The sequence below is a fragment of the Paenibacillus tyrphae genome (assembly GCF_024158745.1).
GTDB lineage: Bacteria > Bacillota > Bacilli > Paenibacillales > NBRC-103111 > Paenibacillus_G > Paenibacillus_G tyrfis_A.
Genome location: NZ_JAMZAW010000013.1, coordinates 1 through 20020 on the forward strand (window position 1 = coordinate 1; position 20020 = coordinate 20020).

Sequence of the window (20020 nt, forward strand, 5' to 3'; positions counted from 1 at the left end):
CTTTCCATATTACCAGTGGGAAGAAATAAGATGGGAATATGTACAAAGCTTACTCATAAACAAATCGGTAAATAACCTTAAATTTGAAAATAAAACAAAAATTTGTTTTTATGTTGTGTTATCACATTTTCTAATATAATATATATCTTGTTATCATTCAACCAAATTAAGGAGGTTATTGAAATGAAAGGTAAATTATTTAGTTTTATCTTATCATCTGCTTTACTAACAAGTTCATTAATTGTGCCGACAACAGGAAATGCAGCGGATTTTGTTGAATTTTCCGGTAGGAAGACATTGGTGGGAAACAACACGTTCAACATCGGGGCTGTTTACAGAGGTGATATCCTTCTGGGATCTAATCCCGGGGGAAATTATGGAACTTATACACATGCCATGATTGCTTACAACGACACCTTCTACACATGTACCAAACCAAGTGAATGGCAGTATAGAGATCACGGCTGCGCCTCGTATGGTTTACTTATCGAATCGGGACAAAATGGAAGCGATCCTTCTATCGGCATTGTTGATGTCTGGAAAATCAAAGAGAACTACGATGAAGCAACTCAACTGGGAATTAAGAACTGGGATCATAGTCAAATGAGTTCACTTGCCGGAAAAGCAGATTATTACCGAGCCAATTATAATGGTCCTTATACAGTTGACTCATATTCATATCCGCTGACAAATCAAACCAGATGGTGGTGCTCTAAACTTATATGGCGAGTTGCTTATGACCTGGGGGTAGATTTGCGAACAGGGTTCGATCGCTATACCAACACGCTACTCTTTACCCCCCAGATGATTTACAATAGTGCTGATACGGTTATTATTCAAACAACTGCAAACAACGGTCAGGTTGGTTTAACAGGTGCTACAGATGCTACAACAATAAAAGAAACCAATGACGACATACGTCTAGGCAAAATTGAAATTATAAAGATTGGATTGTTGGAAGGCTTAAAGCAGGAATTTAAAGACAAGTTGAAAGAAAATGCCAAGCTCCAAAATGATGATCAAAAAGCAAATCTCAAAGCACTGGAAGACGATATCAAAAATCGTGTTAAACAATATAAAGAACAAATCATTCGAGTTTCCAACGATCCGGAAAGTAGAGCAAAAAACCTCAAGCTCTGGGGAGAGAAATACAATCATGATCAACTCTTGAAAGACGTTGAAGGCTTCAGTATTAGCTTATAAATATCCAAATGTCCTCATGAGGTTAATTGATATCGATACGCCAAACCATGCAACTATACAAAAAAACTAATTTACCGCCTCCCCACGAATCACACTGATCACTAAACGTCATTCTGTACCCTTACGTTTCAATTATGTAATTGCAAAAAGCGCCTGAGCGTAATGCTATCGGCGCTTTTTTAATATTTCAATTCTTATAGACGTGAATTAATACGTAGAGGGAAAAAGTTAATACTCTGGTATGCTTATTCGTTTTATTGGACGAGTATTTTTTTGTTTTCATGCGTTGTTTTACCCATTGAAGATTGATACCGCAATTGTTATAAAGTTGAGAGATCTGCTGCTACCCTACGCGCAGGTCGTCCCGGTCGACGTTGGTCATGGTCAGAAATGTACATCAACCAGCAAATCGCATTATGTAAATTTCAATCCTCATAGGTACGTTCAAAACTCTCACAAGTCATCAGCGAACACCAATACGACCGCATGTTTCAATTCCTCATAGGTACGGTCAAAACGCTGCAGTGGAATGGAATCCAAAGGAAGGTAAAGAGAAGTTTCAATTCCTCATAGGTACGTTCAAAACTGAAAAAGGCGAAAGTGGGGACTGGAGACTTATTCAGGTTTCAATTCCTCATAGGTACGTTCAAAACGTTGGCTCCAGGTTCAACTGTTCAGCCGATTTCAAGTTTCAATTCCTCATAGGTACGTTCAAAACCCATAAAAATCCCGCCACTACGCCATTTCCACATATCCCATAATTTCATCTCTCCCACAACTAACGCTACAAATCCTTCTGCCGCGCAGCTATCGTTGTCGTCGACCCCCGGGCTTTTTTGCAGCATTGAGGGTCGACGACAACATGCACAGTTAAATTATAAGGCTTTGTCCACTTTTTCCAACCCCATGACTCCTGATCCGAGTACTTCTGGGTCCGCCAGGTATAGAAAATAACCGAATCCTCATCGTTTTCGATTATTTTATTCAGCTCCACTTTAAGCTTCTTTAGGTTGGTCTCCGTCTAACTTCGGAAGCCTCACAGGAACGGTCAGACCAAAACAAAGCTGCACGATCTTTGGATTTTCTGGTGAAACATTTCTCACCACCGTACCGAAGTAAGGGGGCAAGTTTGGCGAGTAAAAACAAGATCCCGGTTGGACCATGATTAACGGACGTTTAAACGGATGCCGACCACCGGGGACGTTTTCCCCGACCTTCCCGTATTTCGTAGCAACCATGTAAAACCCTCTCGCCGAATCATACCGGGAAGGCACGCAGCAGGATAAAACCGCATAACCGTTGCTATCCTCACAGGTATCCAGATAAGCAAGGTTCTCGTCAACTCGCTCCAGCCTAAAAACTCCTTTGCCGCTGCTCTTCTTCGCACCGAAGCCGATTTGCCCGACTCCCGTCAGAAGCTCTTCGAATCGTTTCTGATACGACAAATCCAAAAATCGTACGTACAAAGAATACACTTGAGCGTATTCCACCTCGATGTCGAAGAGCCCGTTTCGCTCCAGACTCGTTCCCGTAAACCGATCAATAATAACATGCGGCTCCATACGGGAGATGGTTGGACTCCCCGCCTCCTCCCAAATAACAGAGCGACCGTTTCTCATCGCGTCAAATTCATTTATTGTCAGCCATTTGCGGTCCTTTCGCTGTTTGTTTAACTTCACTTCGCGAATCATGTCTTGTTTGCTATTCGTCCCAAATGTAGCAACAGGCGAAGGCAAAATTAATTTCGGCAGCAGATCTCCGGGAAAGCCGTTGGAAATAACAAAAGGCGGCTGCTCTTCACACTGTTGTATCCACCGGTTCAGTTCGCCCTCCCCGTAATGCTGCAGTATTGCCCACGCTAATGTTCCCATCAGCGTATCGCTGTGCAGCGGAGTTACTAATCCCGAACGAAAGTGCAGGCGGTAACGTATCAGTTTCATTTGTCGTTCCCGCCAGCATCGTGCCTAAAGGAATCCACAAGTTGACCGTCTATTGTGACATTCCGGAATTCAATTTGCCCATACCCCCGCCCCCCCGAGCTTCCGAGGTAATCCTGCTGCAGCAATTTCATTCCCTCAAGCACGAAATCAACCAACGCTTGCTCGTCATCAAAATCGAATTTACGCAGACTAATCTCGAAATTAAATTCAGTTCCGGCTGGGACTCGCTCAATCGGGCGCGGTGATCTGGCCCTTCCTGTATTTCGTTCGATTGCATTCTCCATCTTAATTTCTGCAAAGTGAATACCCGATTCGAATAATGCTTCTTGAAGAATCTCCTGCGAATTCTTCGTCAGAGCGGCATCCCGTACTAGCACTCTTGTCGGAGCTTTAGTTAATCCAAACGAACCGAAATATTCACATACGTTACAAGATCCACAATCACAAGGATCTTTCGTGTTAGGAGAATGTTTGTACTCAAGTAATGACCTCATCTTTCCTTTCAAGGAAGATCCAGGAATGTAAGGTTGCTTAGTTAATGGATGCCGGATTATATTATTCTCTACTCCTCCAATCTCCAACTGTTCCTTAGCTCCTCCGATTCGTAAGCCACTAAGGCAATGAATCACTCCGCGAATGATTATATGCTTTTCCAACCTCATTTTGTTTTACCTCCTCGTAGATTGGTTTTTATGAAGAAGTATTTTTAGAATGCATCGACTTGTTGCCATAATGCTTTTGCGAACCATGGTTTCTGGCTCCTGAATTTCCACTTTCCCTTGAATTTCCACCCTCCATATTGGGAGAAAAAGCAACAACGCTCTGAAAATGCTGAAAAAATCCCAACAAGCCTTTTTCTGATTTATTAGCAAGCTCAACATTTTTCTGAATAAACAGCTCAAACTCCATAGGTGCAGGGTTATTTTTTCTTTTTACTGCCTGAGCTGCAAACATTTCTAACTCGTCAATTTGCGGACGCACCCTGTCAAATTCTCCTGACATTCGAAATTTATGGACTATTCCTAGCAACTTGTTATAAAACCTGCGCATTGAAGCACTCGTTAGTTTTCTCTTTGCAAGCATGTCTGCCACTTGCTTTGCATGTTCGACGATGATTTCCCTTCGCAGCTGTCCCTTCTCGTCATAATACCCGTCTACCAGATAACGTTCCGGCCACATTTACATCTCTTCCTTTCCGATGACGTCATTTAAACGATACAACCTGCTCATCTGAATTAAAGGTCTTAACGTTAATAAAGGATGATCTTCCTGTATTGTAAGAAAACGCTGGGCCCAAATTCTAACCTCTCTGTCCTTCTCTTGGGACAAATTGCGCGCAATATCATAAGCGAGCTTCGGGTAAAACCGCAGTCCCTGAGTGTCCCCGGCGGCATAAGAACGATACATCTCCGCATAATCCAATAAGCGGAAGAGAAACGCCGAGGTAATCTGTTTTTGCTCCCACATTGCAGCCAGCTGCTTCGCCTCTTCGCAAAACTCAGCAAACTGTTCCCAGTTCATGGCCTGCTGTAAGACAGACACTTGATCGCGGCCCTCCGGTCGGGTTCGGCTTGGACTTTCCTTGGCCCGATCCAATTCCTCCTCCGCAACTGTCGCCTGTCTGGCCACAGGCTGATGCGACTTGCAGAACGTAATGCCTGCGGATAACGTCAAATTCGGGTTATTTCCGACAAACTCGCGGAATTGCAGATGAATCTCCTGGGCCAAACGAACGATCTCATCCCAAGCCCCGATTAGAAGCAGATCGTCTCCGCCTGAGAATACCGTGTACACCCGGCGGTATTTTTCGGAGATGATTCTGTGCACCCAACCTGAAAAAAATAAATCCAGCATTTTGCTAAGCACCGCGATTTGTTGAAGCTGGACTGCCTGACCATCCCTATTTAAGCCGAACACGAAAACACTGCCTAAATAATCGACGTCCGCCTTCAGATAACCAAGCTGCTTGGCCCCGATTGCGGATTCTGCAATGCACTCAAACTGCAAAGGAGCGCCCGGTCTGACCGGGTCTTGAGCATCGCCTTTAGCAAGACAGTGCGGGCAACCGTTCTCGTCTGCTACAGGAATATAGTTTGCAACGTATTTCGTTACCATCGGTAGACGATCATCCGTATCCACGGCCAGACTATTCAACCGGTATACCAAATAAATACTGTCCTCGTAGGCCGGAGGAGCCTCCACAGCCTCCACGCTATATCCGTCCACAACGGGAAGCCCGCGCTGCGAAGGATAGCGATACACAAAATAACGCGCACGAACCAACCTCTGCCCCATTTCCTCATCGAACCGGCAGTGATTGCATAGCTCCCCTTCATTTACCGCGAATTTCTTGCAAACCGAACATCGACGGCCCGTCTCCTGCTGCCGAATGAGCCAGTTGTTCGTATCCCAATGTTCCCCCGCAGTCAGCCCGTGGAGAAGCGGATTCATTTTGCGTTGGCGCAGCGTAAGGTTCAATCGTTCCATAATCTTGTCCATATGGGTCAAGTCATCCGCAACAATGACCTCGCCAGCCAGATTACAAGCGATTTCTCCGTGGTATTGTTCCAAAAACCAGCAGTCCAACTCTTCCTGGACACATGTTAACTCCCTGAGCGTGGATGTCCCACCCGGAAGTAAGATATAAAACTTGCCTCCCGAAGACATCACAATATTCGAAAGCGGCAAACCGAAACGATGAACGATCCGATGGGAAATGATGTCCGATAGCGCACTGAGAAAGAACGAACGGGCCCGCAAACGTTTCGCTACACTTCCTGCCCCTGTCTGGGCAATATCGAAAATATATTTTTGTATACCGGACAGATCACCGACAACTAACGTCATCCGTCCCGAATCTTCCATTCTTTCGCTGGTTAACGCCGCGGCCAAAGCGCCAAGCATGCTGCATTGTTCCGAGACGGGTACGTATTGATGAGACGTTGTAGATCCGGATGCGATGCACCAGGCATAATGCTCTACCGTATTCTTCAATTTGGCGAAAAACGCTTCAAACGATAAGTCCTCCCGGTTCCACAGCCGGTTCAAGGAACTCACAAACCTCCGAACGTACGCGTGAGGATCGGCCGAAAGCTCCGCTTTCTCCTCCTTCGGAAAAATAGCGCGCTCGCTCAATTCCGCAAAATCATAGACAGCTTGCCTCTCGTAACGCTGCTCCAGTTCGATATAGCAAAATACGGAAGATAATCTTCTCAGCGAGTCAGCATCGTTTTCGGGCACGATGTCCAGGATGGCAAGAGCTTTACGAATGGATGATAGGCTTGTCTGATCCGCGCAACCCTCTTGTAATTGTTCGATGACCTGAAGCACTTTTTCTCCTTGGACTGCCTTTTGCTGTTGACGGATGTACTCCATATGAGCTTCGAAATCGGAAGCGGGCAGAGAATGTCTTAAAGTATGATAAAGCAGATAATAATACGAAGCGACGATGGTCTCTTTCATTGCTCTTTTTCACCTTCTTGTTCCCTATACATTCCATAAGACATTACGCGATGGTGAAGCCGGTGCCGGAGCCAATGAAGGAACCCGTCATGAATTTCAGTGAGCGGATTCTCTTTTAGCTGACAATGGAACTCCTTGTGCAGCAATCCCTTAAGCTCGGTTTGCCAGTTGGCCGGGCTGAATGTGTCCGTTATCGTTTCTTTGGTCAAGCCCCCGAAACGGTGAACCAGCTCATTACGCTCTTTATAAATGCGATTCAGCTTGCGTGCGAGCGGACTATTCTCGCCAAGCAAGCTGTCAGGCTCCAGAGCAGAAACCATTTTCTGATACGTGCTGCGGGTTGGAAAATCATGTTCGCCCTTCACAAATTTATCCGAAAGAACAGATTCAAAACCATGAATGGTCGCCCACGAACGAATGGCTTCCCTTAACTGGCCGGAATGATGTTCATTCGGCGCTGTTCCAACCCCATCCATTGCTTTGAGACGAAGCATATTCTCATATAAACTCATGAAAATTGTAACCCAGTCGTTATATTGCTCAAGAGCATAATAGTTCTCGAGCTTCCAGTATTGCTCTTCGAGCAGCCTCTTAATCTCCGGCTTGCGAAGCTTTTCCTGCACCTGCCGCCCGTTGAGCTTGATTCCGTTCATCAAATTCTGCGTATCAACAAAGCATTTCTTGAAAAATGCTTCTTCTTTAAAATTATGGTTCGTTATACGGTTCAACTTTTGTACAGCCTCATCGTACTGCAAATTTTTACGCAGGAGCAGCGCATCAAGAAAATGGACCTCGGTCGCATCCTTTTCTTGAAGCAGCTTGAAGCTTTCCAACAGCCTTTTGATTTGACCGTAGTGATGCCCTTCGAATAGTTCCCGGAAGTTATACAGAAGCTCGTCGACCGATAAATAAGCGTCTACCTCAATCTCCACCGCAGGCGGCTGCGGATCTCCTTTCCTCGCCGGGCGCGGGGAGTAGATAAATTGCTTGTTGCGGGGCAGCTCTCTCGTGGCATTCACGGCATGAAGCAGCCCGAAATTACACGCCGGCGTTCCTCCCGCCACCGAAACATAAAATGATTGGTTTAAATTTACATTATGCTCAGTCAATTGGCGCATAATTTGCTCCATCGCCTGCCGGTAATGAAAAAACATCCGATCATAGGAATAAGGCGCTTTGTGAATCGGATACCCCAAAAGCATCGGATTATGGCTTTCGAACAACTTCTGTTGGGCGATCGATAAGCGAATAATTTCAAAATCCATGCGGGTATCCGAGCTGCGGAAATCTAAGCCCTCCTGCTCTGTATAAAACAGAATAAGGCATTCCAGTTTTTCATTTTTGGACCTAAGAAATTTGTCGATTGACCACAAAATTGGAAATTTGGGCTGAAAGACGTTCGTTTGCTCCAGTAAATCTTCATGCATAAGGTTGATTGTATTAAGGCGTTCCTCTTCCGGTATTCGAGAACCGTCTTGTTGTATATCCGAAGTTCCGATATTGGCCAGAACGATCGCCATAGTTCCACCGCCCTATAAAAAAAGTGAAAATGAACCAATACTACTACATTTGACATGGATTCCCTTATTCCTTCCATTCCCCACAGAAAAACTGTCATGTTTTTCAAAGAAACGACAAAATCGCCCATCCTCATGGATGAACGATCGTTTTGTACTTGTCGTTATATTCGCTTTTCATTCGCTCAAATGACGGACCACTGAAAATAAACCCATCCCGTTCGAGCATTTAGCTCCGATTCCTGCCTGATGAACGATACGAAGCAGTTCCGGATGACCCGTTAATCGAAAATCGCCCATCCACCCTTTGATAATCGTGCCTTTGAATAAAACCGTTTTGGGCCTCAGGCTCCGAGAATCCAACGGCGTTAGCTCTATGTTCGTTTCCGGAGCCGGATTACCATGAATGGCCTCGTACTTTTTGCAGGCGTTATTGGCTATCAGTTCGGAAAATTTTTCTTCTGTCGGTGAGTAATAATATGTTTTTTTACGATTATTTTCGATCAAGGTGCTGTACATCGTTACAGGCGTTATCATTCGGATATGCATGGCGGAGCTTATTTTCTCGTCAACCACTTCGATGCCCGCCATAGTTACGCGATTCTGGCCGATATACAGTTCCTTTTTGGCAAGCAACGTGGTCGCCAACTCGCTAACCAATCGATCGTGAAAGCTCGAAAAAATAAACGATACCGGCGACGTAAAGACGATCCTGCCGTTTTCGAATTGATGGGCTCCCATTAATTTGGAGAAGCAGAACATGCGAAACTGCCTTTTTTCATATGGAAATCCGATGTTATGGAGCCGATCCCGAAATTCGTCATCCCCGATACAATGATAAATCATACCGTGCAGCAGCTCCTGATGATGAACCGGAACATTTAATTTTTCTTTGCATTGGAATTTGATTCGTATACGCACTAAGCTGCTTGCCTCCTTAAGCTTATAACAAGCTTCTTATTCCTCGTAGGTACGATAAACGTCATTCTCTCCAGATGGAAAATACATTGCAGTTGGTCAGTTTCAATTCCTGATAGGTAAGAAAAAAAATTATTCCCTCTGACATATATAATTGAAAATTTCAATTCCTTATAGGTATGGTTAATCGCCTGTAAAAAAGAAAGAGATTGTCAAGGAAGCTTGCGAGTGACAATTCCTTATAGGTACGTTAAAAATACTGACCAAGTCCTGAAGTCTGATGCACCAGTAAACGAGTTTCAATTCCTCATAGGTACGTTCAAAACGAGCTTGTCGTGATCCGTCCTCGAATGAGGACGTACATGTTTCAATTCCTCATAGGTACGTTTAAAACGATATTCATGTGAAGCCGAAGGAACGGCATGCCATGAAATTTCAATTCCTCATAGGTACGTTCAAAACGCTGCCGAGATGGCACACATAACCGTACGGAAGCAACTGTTTCAATTCCTCATAGGTACGTTCAAAAACCCGTAAAAACACCGCCGTTACGCCATTCTCACATATTTAAAAATTAATTCTCACTCATACAGCTACCAAAGCCTCAGTTACCGCGCGGCCCTCGTTGTCGTCGATCCCCCGGCTTTTTTGCAGCATTGGAGGTCGACGACACAAATATGCAGTTACATTATAACGCTTTACCCGCTTTTTTCCAATAGAATTCAACTCTGCTTTGGTTTGTTCCTATATCACTAATGCTAATTCTACCTCTTTAGTGTCCTCGACTTCCATTTTTTTCTATCGGTCCAACAAAAAGAACGGAACCGACTCCTAATTTGTAACTCCCTGCCCATTCCGGGATCGCGACCAGCAGCGACTTCATGTAGGCATGCTGCGGGTTCTCGTACAGCTCCTCGCTTTCAGCCAGCCCGCAAATTTGTAGTTCAGAGAGAATTGTTACGAAAAAATAATTCTTCTTTTCATCCTTTCTGGACTGATCGGTTCAGATATGTTATATTTCAATTACGGGAGGTGTTACTCATCGCTAGGACAAAAGAGTTTAACGAAGATCAAGCGCTACACCAAGCGATGCTGTTGTTTTGGAAAAAGGGTTATGAGGCAACAAGCATTCCGGACTTGCTGCAAGTTATGGGCATTAGCCGATCCAGTCTTTACGATACTTTTTCCGACAAGCAAGCATTGTACATTGCTGCACTGGAACATTACAAGAAGGTTAGCTTCAATAAACGGGTCATTCTTGAACGGGCATCAAGCGTTAGAGCAGGACTTCGACAATATTTTGAGCATCATATTGCGACAGCGTACGATACCAGCCTACCTGGCGGATGTTTTGTAACGAACGCAGCTACAACACTGGAGTCGCCGGATGAAAAATTAAATGAATTGATAAAGACCAGTTTTTTGAATTTAGAACAGGCTTTTTACAAACTTTTGGAAAAAGGCCAACAATCAGGCGAAATCGATAAAACTACAGATATCAAAGCTTTATCTTACTTATTGTTACATTTACATCAAAGCATAAATGTCATGGCAAAAGTAGATCCAGATCAACAACGCGCAAAGGAAATGATAAAAATTGTAATTGAAGGAATATAATTTTTTTTGACCATATTGGAACGATCGTTCCGTTATCGTTATTCATACTAAATATGGAGATGAGACTTATGAAAGTATCGTTTATTGGGCTTGGAAATATGGGCTTTCCAATGGCACAAAATTTGTTGAAAGCCGGTTATGAATTAATCATCTTTAATCGTACCCCTGAAAAAGCGGAACCCTTAATGCATCAGGGAGCACGATATGCCGAAACACCGTTGGAGGCAGCCAAAGAGAGCGATCTTGTAATAACCATGCTTTCTGATGATGCCGCTTTGGAGGAGGTCGTTATGGGGCCGAATGGAATTCTGAACGGATTGCCGGAAAAAGGGATTCACATATCTGCAAGTACGATAAGTGTAGATCTGGCTCGGAAATTATCTACCGCGCATGCAGAGAGAGAGCAATACTTTGTATCCGCCACGGTGCTGGGGCGTCCGGATGCCGCTAAAGCAGCTAAATTGCGCATCATTTTGGCAGGTCCGGAACAAGCCAGACAACGAGTAATTCCTGTTTTAGCAGCATTGGGTCAAGAAATATTCGAGATTGGGGATCATGGCGAAGAAGGGAATGTTGTAAAAATAGGCGTAAACTTTTTAATTGCTTCGATGCTGGAAGCTTTATCGGAAGCGCAGCTGATGGTGGAAAAGTACGGCGTAGAGCCGGCCCGCTTTATGGATGTCGTGAATGCTCTTTTTCAATCTCCGGTATATCAGAACTATGGAGCGATCATGACAGAACAGCGCTTTGAACCGGCCGGTTTTAAAATGAAGCTTGGGCTGAAGGATGTTGAACTGGCTATAAGGGCAGCGCAGTCCGTCCATGCTCCTCTGCCTCTGGGCCAACTTATTCATAATCATTTTTCGGTAGGAATGGCCCGAGGTTATGGTGAAATGGATTGGACGGCTTTAATCCGTTGTCTAGAGCATTCTTCTCAATAAATTAGGGTTGCCCTGAATCTCTGTTGGGCGTAGTGAAGAAGAAAATCAAAAGAGGAGCGATGAACCATGGAAATCGGTGTTACTTCGTTCGTAGAAACAAAGCCTGATATTGAGACTGGTATAGTGATAAGTCACGCGCAGCGAATACGTGAAGTCGTCGAAGAAATCGTTCTCGCAGATCGGGTGGGACTTGATGTTTTCGGCATAGGCGAGCATCATCGGGAAGATTACGCTGCCTCTTCACCGGCAGTTGTGTTATCTGCTGCTGCGCCTCTAACTAAACGGATTCGGCTGACTAGCGCTGTAACGGTCCTTTCATCAGCCGATCCTGTACGTGTGTTTCAGGATTTTGCTACGCTTGATGGCATCTCCGATGGACGTGCCGAGATCATAGCGGGCAGAGGTTCCTTTATTGAGTCTTTTCCGTTATTTGGTTATGACTTACATGATTATGAGGAGTTATTTAATGAAAATATCGAACTGCTTCTGAAATTACGGGAATCCGAGAAAGTAACATGGAGGGGAGGCCATCGGCCGGCGATTCATAATCTTGGTGTGTACCCGCGCCCCGTTCAGGACTCTTTACCCATATGGATTGGCAGCGGAGGTACCCAAGAGTCCGCCGTACGTGCAGGTCTTCTGGGCCTGCCATTGATACTGGCGATCATTGGTGGAAGTCCGACGCATTTTGCACCGCTTGTACAGCTTTACAAGAAGGCGGCAGCCCATGCTGGACATGATGTATCGCAGCTTCGGGTGGGGTCTCACTCAATCGGATTCGTTGCAGAGGATACAGAGTTGGCGGCAGATACCTTTTTCCCGTCTACCCAGGCCGGTATGAATAAACTCGGCAAAGAGCGTGGGTGGGCGTATTATGACCGGTCCAGTTTTGATGCTGCCCGACGTTTTGAAGGCGCATTGTATGTTGGCGATCCGGAAACGGTTGCCCAGAAGATCATCCACCTGCGCAAGCATGTAGGCATTACACGCTTTATGATGTATGTACCCTTAAGCACGATGCCGCATGAGCTGGTCATGCGGGCCATCGAGCTGCTCGGAACCGAGGTTGCTCCACGGGTAAGAGAGGAAATTGCCAAGTGGGAAGCTGAGACGGAATAAGGAGTATCCATTCAATCGTCATTCAGAACACGAGAATAAACGAAGATCCAGTTTCGTTTCATTATATTACCGGAGGGATTTACATGAATATGGATAAACGTATACTGCCGGAATTAAGACAGGCCTATGCACAATTTCCAGGGTTTCAATTGGAAGAGAATTTGGAGCGGAGCAGAAGTCTGGTGTCGCCTCCGCCTGTGAAGAAGTCAGAGCATGTACATACAACCAGCCGAACGATTCCGGGTGCTGCAGGTGAGATGCTGGCTAAAATTTACGAACCTGCCGGACGAAAGGGTGACAAGCTTCCAGCCATGCTGTGGATTCACGGAGGCGGATATGTGATGGGACATCCTGATATGGACGACGAGTTGTGCGAACGTTTCGTTCAGACGGCTGGATGCGTTGTCGTGTCGGTAGATTACAGACTTGCTCCCGAGAACCCTTACCCAGCGGCTATCGAAGATTGTTATGCTGGCCTGGTCTGGATGACAGAGAAGGCGGAATCGCTGGGAATTGATGTGAACCGGGTTGCGATTGCCGGCGCAAGCGGCGGCGGCGGGCTGACAGCAGCGCTCGCGCTGATGGCACGCGATAAAGGCGGACCATCCATTATCTTTCAAATGCCGTTGTACCCGATGCTCGACAACCGTAACATCACACCATCAAGCCATGAGATTACGGAAGATCGCGCAATCTGGAACCGAACGAACAACTTGGCGGCTTGGAACATGTACCTAGGCGAGGAGAACGATGCCAGCGGGATATCTTCCTATGCGGTACCGTCGAGAGCGGAGAACTTGGCAGGGCTGCCACCAACCTATACATGTGTAGGTCAGCTTGATCTGTTCCGAGATGAGACGATCGAATATGTAACGCGGCTTGCACAAGCAGGTGTAGATGTCGAATTTCACCTGTATCCCGGATGCTTTCACCTTTTCGAAAGTTTCGTTCCGGAAGCGGAAGTGAGTCAGCGCGCCGTTCAAAGCTATATGGATGCGATGGCCCGGGCCCTTCATACTTAATCTATTCAGATTGTGAGAATCGATACGGATATATGCAAAGGCCGTAAAACAGCTTCCATTGCGGTCATAATGAAACCATTGGTGTCAAGGAGCATCTTCTCCTCCAAGGGAGAGGATGCTCTTGTTGCAGCCTCTCCAACGACGGTGTACGGTATATGCAGCGCAGCAAGCGACTGACGGATTTATCACCAAGAATGCTGCTCCGGATGCAGGTGTCGACCCGTAAAGACTTTTCTTCCTTCAAACCCAGATCCTCTTTTTCGAAGCTCTAGATGTTGGGAGAACAACTTCGACTATGACGTCCGCAGTCGTCGAAGGATGTTTCAATTTCCCGTAGATACGTTCTAAACAAACTTTACTCATTACCGTTCTTTTGAAAGAATCCTGTTTCAATTCCTCATAGGTACGTTCAAAACACTAACGACGCCCGCGAAAAACATAAATCCTGCGAAGTTTCAATTCCTTTTAGGTACGTTCAAAACGACGAACATTTCTGACGCTCAGGGTGCGGCTGTTGACGGGTTTCAATTCCTCATAGGTACGTTCAAAACTACGAAAAGGGCATATACAATCATGCGGATGTAGCAAGTTTCAATTCCTCATAGGTACGTTCAAAACTTTAATTTTTGGTCCAACACTTCTCAGAATCAACCTCGTTTCAATTCCTCATAAATTGAAATGTACCTATATTGAATCCGAGTATATCTTTATAACCCTTGATAATCAAGGGTTTTTCCTGTTCGTATCCGTTCGTAATCCGTGTGAATTGTTGAGCTTCCAAGTGAATTGTGTCCCCATTTCGTCCCCAAACGACGTTAAGTCTTCTAATCTTATTATTGCCACCCCATTCCAATAGATGTATCATAATAAAGACAAAATAATACAGCAAGTACTCCAGCCGATGGAGATAAAAAAGGTGCAACGGCAAGATGAAAAAAATTCTAACTATTACTTTTTTCTTTTTTAGTAGGTTGCCAAATTGGAGCATCTCCTGTAAAAGAAGATTTTAAAACCTATGTTAATGAAATTAAAAGTGTCGGCACTGATGAAAAAGAAATATTAGATGCCTACTCTAAAGTCGTTGGCACAAATTATAAAAATGATGAGGAAACTTATCAGGTTCTAACTCAAACTGTCATACCAAAATATAATACCTTAATTGCAAAAATAGAGAAGATCAGGCCGTCCACTCCTGAAGTTAAAGCCATTCATGAAACATATGTTTCCGCTTCAAACAAGCAATTTAATGGGCTCACTCAAATTCAAGGGGCACTGGAAAACAACGATACTAAATTAGCGGCAGAAGCAAATGCTAAACTTGCGGAGGCAAGAAAGGAAATGCGGGATTACCAAGATAAAGTCAAGGAAATGGCCAACAAGTTTTCGGTCAAATTAAACTAATAATCGCTAAAAGAAAGCCCCGGCTACACAGACTGGGGCTTTTCCTCTGCTCTTCTCCATATGATAGGGAAAATAGTAGATTGCTGGGATTAATTGATGTATAATATTTCCTATGCAATAGAATGGCTTATATGGGCGGTCGGCACGTTATTTGTTTAATTCCGACCTTGACGGTATAGGCTCCGCTACCTTATTCAAAAACGAGAACGGATCCCATTATGTAACGTATTTCAGCACACGTACTGCTCCTTTTGTCATTAAGCTAACGGGAACTATAGCTTAATAAATAACTAAAATGCGGCTGCCGGCATGGATCGGCAGCCGCGTTGCGCTAACGGGCAGAATAGTTATAATATGTGGTAATGTGTTAACAAGACTTTCTTTTTGAAACTTACTCTTTTGCCAGGTAATCGCTTAAAATGGATGTTAAGTATATAAAATAATTGAAATGGAGGCGCTTTATATAAATGGAGTCTATAGAAACAGGACTAAAACTATTTGTGTTTATTATAGTTATTTCACTATTCTTTACTTTGGTAAGGTTCCTAGTCAAAAAATATCTAAGTGACTTCTTTCAAAGTTTTTCTAAAATAATAATGAAAATGTTTAGTTCGTTTAAAGAAATATTTCGAAAAACGAGCTGACTACATACAATGGCGATATATAGTAGCTAAACTAACGGGAACGTTAGTTGAAAAAACAGTAGCAAGTCTAGGACTTTATTTTCTCGTCCAAGACTGCTGCTGTTTTATTTTTCAAGATCAGTCTAATTCTATTTTTACGAAGCCTGACGGTGTAACAATATGAAAACCGCGCAGGTTCAGTATATACGATCTAATACTTTATTTTCTCAAGACAACATTTGCAGCCGATGTGTCTGTTTGTTTTACCCGATGGGAACGGCTGTATTCGACATCGCGACAGCTGCCTACTGGGTGCATAAAGCGCAATCACTGCGAATTGGGCTGGATTTAGCGGAGCATTTAGCAATTATGTACAAAGGATTCTCGTGTTAATATGATCCTCATAGTTCTGTTTCAATTCCTCATAGGTACGTTCAAAACGCTTGGTGGGACTTATAGAATTGCCGCTCAATTTCGTGTTTCAATTCCTCATAGGTACGTTCAAAACTCGATCCCAAGTCATTTATTGGACGCAGCAATTGGAGTTTCAATTCCTCATAGGTACGTTCAAAACCCACAAAAACGCCGTCGTTACGCTATTACCACATATCTAACAAACAAATCTCACTCACGCCAGTTACCAAAATCCCTGTTCCCACGCGGCCCTCGTTGTCGTCGATCCCCCGGCTTTTTTGCAGCATTGGAGGTCGACGACACAAATGCGTAGTTACATTATAAAGTTTTACCCGTTTTTTTCCAACGGAATTCAACTCTGCTTTGGTTTCCTATATCGCTTAAGCTAATTCTACCTCTTTAGTATCCTTACCTTCAATTTTTTCTAGCAGCCGAACACAAAGAACGGAAATAACCCGTAATTTGTAACTCCCCCGTCCGCTCCCCCAAACCCTCACCTTACCCCTCAGCAACAGACACCCAATGCCCCTTCTTCACTTCAACGAAGCTTGAGCGCTCCAAGCCGTACGGGTCCGCCTTCGAGGACTCCTCCTCGGCGGTGAACGTCTTCCGCGATTCCACCTTCGGGTCGGGAACCGGGATCGCGGCCAACAGCGACTTTGTGTACGCATGCTGCGGGTTCTCGTACAGCTCCTCGCTTTCAGCCAGCTCCACGATCTTGCCTTTATACATCACCGCCACGCGGTCGCTGATATGCTTGACCATCGACAGATCATGCGCAATAAACAGATAGGTAAGACCCAATCGCTGCTGCAGCTCCTCCAGAAGCTTCACGATCTGCGACTGGATCGAGACGTCCAGAGCCGACAACGGCTCATCGCACACGATAAATTCCGGCTCAATGGCAAGGGTGCGGGCGATGCCGATCCGCTGGCGTTGACCTCCCGAGAATTCATGGGGATACCGCATGGCATGCGCAGGGCTAAGCCCGACCATATCGAGCAGCTCTTCGACCCGCTTCTGCCGCTCCTTTTTCCCTCCTGCGATCTGGTGCACGTCCAGTGCTTCGCCAATAATATCAACAATGCGGAGGCGCGGATTCAACGAGGCATACGGATCTTGGAAAATCATCTGCATGTAGCGCCGCATCGTCTTCATTTCGCCACGATTGAGCCGGTTCAGCGCAATCCCCTTGAACAGCACCTCGCCCCCGGTAGGTTCGTTCAGACGAAGAATCGCTCGCCCCGTCGTCGACTTGCCGCTCCCGGATTCGCCTACGACGCCAAGCGTCTCGCCGGCCCGAATATCGAAGCTGATATCGTTGACCGCCTTGACGATCTGCCCCTTCCCGAGATCAAAATACTGCTTCAATGATCGCACCTCCAGCAGCGGACGATCCCCGGCCGATCTCGTGATGAGCGGTGCGGGCTTCGGCTTCTTCTTCTCGTCCAACCGGGGCAGCGCGTTCAGCAGCCGAATCGTATAAGGATGCTTCGGCGAGTAGAAAATCTCTTCCGTCGTGCCGGTCTCGACGATCTCGCCTTCCTTCATGACGACGACGCGGTCGCACATGCCGGCAACGACGCCCAAGTCGTGCGTAATGAGGATGATCGAGGTGCCGAGCTTTAGTTGAAGCTCCTTCATCTGGTGCAAAATCTGCGCCTGTATCGTTACATCCAGCGCAGTTGTCGGTTCGTCGGCGATCAGCAGCGACGGACGGCAAGCGAGCGCAATGGCAATCATCACCCGCTGACGCATACCGCCGGAAAATTCATGAGGATATTGCATGTAGCGCGCCTCGCTATACGGGATGCCGACCATCCGCAGCATCTCGATCGCTTCCCTGCGTGCCTCTGTTTTGGAGAGCTTTCGGTGCTTGATCAGGCTCTCCTCGATTTGCTTGCCGATCCGCATGGTCGGGTTGAGCGAGGACATAGGGTCCTGAAAAATCATTCCGATCTCCCGCCCCCGGATCTGCTCCATTTCCTGTTCGGTTTTATAGGCCAGATTCTGGCCTTGGAATAAAATCTCTCCGCCCTTCACCATCGAGGGCGGCGAAGGCAGCAGACGCATGATCGTGCGCGCCGTGACGCTCTTGCCACTGCCGGATTCTCCGACGATCCCGAGCGTCTCGCCCTTGCGTACCTCGAAGCTCACATTCCGGACGGCTTCGACTTCTTTATCGCGAGAATAAAATGAAACGGATAATTGGTTCACCTGCAATAACGTATCCATGGAGTCACCTGCGTCAAATCGTAAATTTTGAAAAAAACTTGGTATCGTCGTCGTTAGTAATTGTTGACATTTTTCGACCCTTATCTTAAAATCTACTATAACAATCGGAATAATGCAAATATTAATATGCTAATTTACTTGAAAGGGAGCGCACAAGCTTGACAGGGCAAACGGTCGTGACAGGTTCCCATCTCGTTGACCGAATCGGGAACATCTACTCCAAAATGTTGCTGCACCCGGCTTATCGTTTCCTGCTGCTGCTCGCAGGGGCGCCCGTAAACGTAATCGTCGGCATCGTCTACTTATATGGACGCAAGCGGAAGGCACATCAGGAACTGCGTCGAAGTCTGGAACGCAAGCTGCTGGAGTCCGGCTACCGGGACCGGATTTTATCGGAAACGAAGGAGCAGTTGACCCGGAAGCATCATTTTTTCAACCAACAGGTCGATCAGAAGCAGTTGGAGCATGAAGCGGAGCGCATCACCGCCGAAAAGTTCAAGGAAGCGCTGCAGCGGCAGGTCGAGGCTCATCTGGAGCAGCACCACGAGACACAGGTCACGTTTGCGGAGACGTTCCGGATGTTGATCCTGAACCCGGCGTTTTTGGCTGCGACCTTCCTGCCGGGCATCCTGATGTATGCGCTGATCGGGATTTACGGCAACGCTTATCTGAAGTACATCGTGGAACGGCTGGTTATGACGGTGCTGGTCATTTTCGGCGTCGCCCTCCTGGTCTTCACCATCCTGTACATATCACCGATGGAACCGGCCGCTAATATTCTCGGGGAAACCGCGACCGCCGAACAGATTGCCGCATTCAAAAAGCTGTATGGATTGGATCAGCCTTATCTGGTTCAGCTCTGGGATACGCTAAAAGGCATCCTGACTTTCGATCTCGGCAAGTCGTTTGCGGGTAACGAGGAAGTTACGACGGCCATCGCCAATAAATTCCCAGTGACGCTGACACTCACGGTGATATCCACGATCGTCGCGGTGCTTATCGCCCTGCCGATCGGCATTATATCGGCGACGCGGCCGAATTCGTTTTTCGATTATACGTTTATGTTCATCGCGCTGCTCGGCTTGTCGATCCCGAACTTCTGGCAAGGCTTGATCTTTATCCTGAACTTTTCGATCAAGCTGCAATGGCTTCCCGCCACCTATAACCCGGAGAACGGGCTTTCGATGATCATGCCGGTTATCGTTCTGGGCACAGGCCTAACGGCGGCGGTTGCGCGGATGACCCGCTCTTCCACGCTTGAGGTTATCCACGAGGATTACATTACGACCGCCAAAGCCAAGGGACTGTCCCGCAGGCGCGTCCTGTGGAGGCACGCGGTAGGCAACGCGCTGATCCCGATCATTACGGTCATCGGACTTCAGTTCGGCGGAATGCTCGGCGGATCGGCCGTGACCGAGAAGGTGTTCAACATTAACGGCATCGGGAGCTATATCGTGGACAAGCAGTTCATCCCGGACATTCCCGCGATTATGGGCGGCGTCGTCTATACCGCGATCGCAATCTCTATCGTCAATGTCGTGATCGATATTTTGTACGCCTTTTTCGATCCAAGAATCCGTTCAAAAATGAAACAATACTAGCAGGTGG

Annotated in this window: 13 protein-coding genes and 2 CRISPR repeat arrays; of the genes, 6 read left to right on the forward strand and 7 right to left on the reverse strand. The window is 46.2% G+C overall.

Translation table 11 applies throughout. The features are described from left to right. The first annotated feature begins 183 nt into the window (after positions 1–183). Positions 184–1203 (forward strand): hypothetical protein, encoded by a 1020-nt coding sequence (locus tag NI000_RS19800; protein WP_253413175.1) that lies wholly within the window; start codon positions 184–186, stop codon positions 1201–1203. A 421-nt stretch (positions 1204–1624) separates the two neighbouring features. After that, positions 1625–1921: direct repeats of the CRISPR family, unit length 30 nt; unit sequence GTTTCAATTCCTCATAGGTACGTTCAAAAC. Positions 1922–2198: 277 nt separating this feature from the next. On the opposite strand, the gene csm4 is transcribed toward NI000_RS19800, so the two are convergent. From csm4 to cas6, 6 genes are all read right to left on the reverse strand, one after another. Continuing rightward, on the reverse strand, positions 2199–3143 hold the full coding sequence (gene csm4, locus NI000_RS19805; RefSeq protein ID WP_253413176.1) for a type III-A CRISPR-associated RAMP protein Csm4: 945 nt from the start codon (positions 3141–3143) through the stop codon (positions 2199–2201). After that, positions 3140–3805 (reverse strand): type III-A CRISPR-associated RAMP protein Csm3, encoded by a 666-nt coding sequence (csm3, locus tag NI000_RS19810; RefSeq protein WP_253413177.1) that lies wholly within the window; start codon positions 3803–3805, stop codon positions 3140–3142. Before csm3 ends, csm4 begins: the two co-directional genes overlap by 4 nt. A gap of 28 nt (positions 3806–3833) precedes the next feature. Further along, complete coding sequence (gene csm2, locus NI000_RS19815) at positions 3834–4322, reverse strand: type III-A CRISPR-associated protein Csm2 (RefSeq protein WP_253413178.1); 489 nt, start codon at positions 4320–4322, stop codon at positions 3834–3836. Continuing rightward, positions 4323–6605, reverse strand: a complete 2283-nt coding sequence (gene cas10, locus NI000_RS19820) for a type III-A CRISPR-associated protein Cas10/Csm1 (protein ID WP_253413179.1) — start codon at positions 6603–6605, stop codon at positions 4323–4325. Further along, complete coding sequence (locus NI000_RS19825; protein WP_253413180.1) at positions 6602–8125, reverse strand: hypothetical protein; 1524 nt, start codon at positions 8123–8125, stop codon at positions 6602–6604. Before NI000_RS19825 ends, cas10 begins: the two co-directional genes overlap by 4 nt. A 174-nt stretch (positions 8126–8299) precedes the next feature. Further along, the gene (gene cas6 / locus NI000_RS19830; protein ID WP_301292600.1) at positions 8300–8968 is read right to left on the reverse strand and encodes a CRISPR-associated endoribonuclease Cas6; all 669 of its coding nucleotides are present in this window, start codon (positions 8966–8968) and stop codon (positions 8300–8302) included. Positions 8969–9269: 301 nt separating this feature from the next. Continuing rightward, positions 9270–9569: direct repeats of the CRISPR family, unit length 28 nt; unit sequence TTTCAATTCCTCATAGGTACGTTCAAAA. Positions 9570–10129: 560 nt separating this feature from the next. Between cas6 and NI000_RS19835 the strand changes: the two genes are divergently transcribed. The 4 genes from NI000_RS19835 (at position 10130) to NI000_RS19850 (ending at position 13739) form a co-directional block, all read left to right on the forward strand. Further along, positions 10130–10657 carry a TetR/AcrR family transcriptional regulator gene (locus tag NI000_RS19835; RefSeq protein WP_253413181.1) on the forward strand — a complete coding sequence of 176 codons (528 nt, stop codon included), beginning with the start codon at positions 10130–10132 and terminating at the stop codon, positions 10655–10657. 68 nt (positions 10658–10725) lie between these two features. Beyond that, positions 10726–11598, forward strand: coding sequence for an NAD(P)-dependent oxidoreductase (locus NI000_RS19840; RefSeq protein WP_253413182.1), 873 nt, complete (start codon positions 10726–10728; stop codon positions 11596–11598). Positions 11599–11664: 66 nt separating this feature from the next. Continuing rightward, a complete protein-coding gene (locus NI000_RS19845) occupies positions 11665–12717 on the forward strand; it encodes an LLM class flavin-dependent oxidoreductase (protein WP_253413183.1) in 1053 nt (350 codons plus the stop codon). Between the two features lie 83 nt (positions 12718–12800). After that, positions 12801–13739, forward strand: a complete 939-nt coding sequence (locus tag NI000_RS19850) for an alpha/beta hydrolase (RefSeq protein ID WP_253413184.1) — start codon at positions 12801–12803, stop codon at positions 13737–13739. Positions 13740–16675: 2936 nt separating this feature from the next. Here the strand turns inward: NI000_RS19850 and NI000_RS19855 are convergent. After that, complete coding sequence (locus NI000_RS19855) at positions 16676–18412, reverse strand: ABC transporter ATP-binding protein (protein ID WP_253413185.1); 1737 nt, start codon at positions 18410–18412, stop codon at positions 16676–16678. Positions 18413–18570: 158 nt separating this feature from the next. On the opposite strand from NI000_RS19855, the gene NI000_RS19860 reads away from it, so the two are divergent. Beyond that, a complete protein-coding gene (locus NI000_RS19860) occupies positions 18571–20013 on the forward strand; it encodes an ABC transporter permease subunit (RefSeq protein ID WP_375540985.1) in 1443 nt (480 codons plus the stop codon). Positions 20014–20020 lie beyond the last annotated feature (7 nt).

Bases quoted from the DNA above. Each gene is read 5' to 3' on its own strand.
- cas6 (WP_301292600.1), bottom strand. From the start codon at position 8,968: ATGATTTATCATTGTATCGGGGATGACGAATTTCGGGATCGGCTCCAT.
- csm4 (WP_253413176.1), bottom strand. From the start codon at position 3,143: ATGAAACTGATACGTTACCGCCTGCACTTTCGTTCGGGATTAGTAACT.
- NI000_RS19855 (WP_253413185.1), bottom strand. From the start codon at position 18,412: ATGGATACGTTATTGCAGGTGAACCAATTATCCGTTTCATTTTATTCT.
- NI000_RS19800 (WP_253413175.1), top strand. From the start codon at position 184: ATGAAAGGTAAATTATTTAGTTTTATCTTATCATCTGCTTTACTAACA.
- NI000_RS19825 (WP_253413180.1), bottom strand. From the start codon at position 8,125: ATGGCGATCGTTCTGGCCAATATCGGAACTTCGGATATACAACAAGAC.
- cas10 (WP_253413179.1), bottom strand. From the start codon at position 6,605: ATGAAAGAGACCATCGTCGCTTCGTATTATTATCTGCTTTATCATACT.
- csm2 (WP_253413178.1), bottom strand. From the start codon at position 4,322: ATGTGGCCGGAACGTTATCTGGTAGACGGGTATTATGACGAGAAGGGA.
- NI000_RS19835 (WP_253413181.1), top strand. From the start codon at position 10,130: ATGCTGTTGTTTTGGAAAAAGGGTTATGAGGCAACAAGCATTCCGGAC.
- NI000_RS19840 (WP_253413182.1), top strand. From the start codon at position 10,726: ATGAAAGTATCGTTTATTGGGCTTGGAAATATGGGCTTTCCAATGGCA.
- csm3 (WP_253413177.1), bottom strand. From the start codon at position 3,805: ATGAGGTTGGAAAAGCATATAATCATTCGCGGAGTGATTCATTGCCTT.
- NI000_RS19845 (WP_253413183.1), top strand. From the start codon at position 11,665: ATGGAAATCGGTGTTACTTCGTTCGTAGAAACAAAGCCTGATATTGAG.
- NI000_RS19850 (WP_253413184.1), top strand. From the start codon at position 12,801: ATGAATATGGATAAACGTATACTGCCGGAATTAAGACAGGCCTATGCA.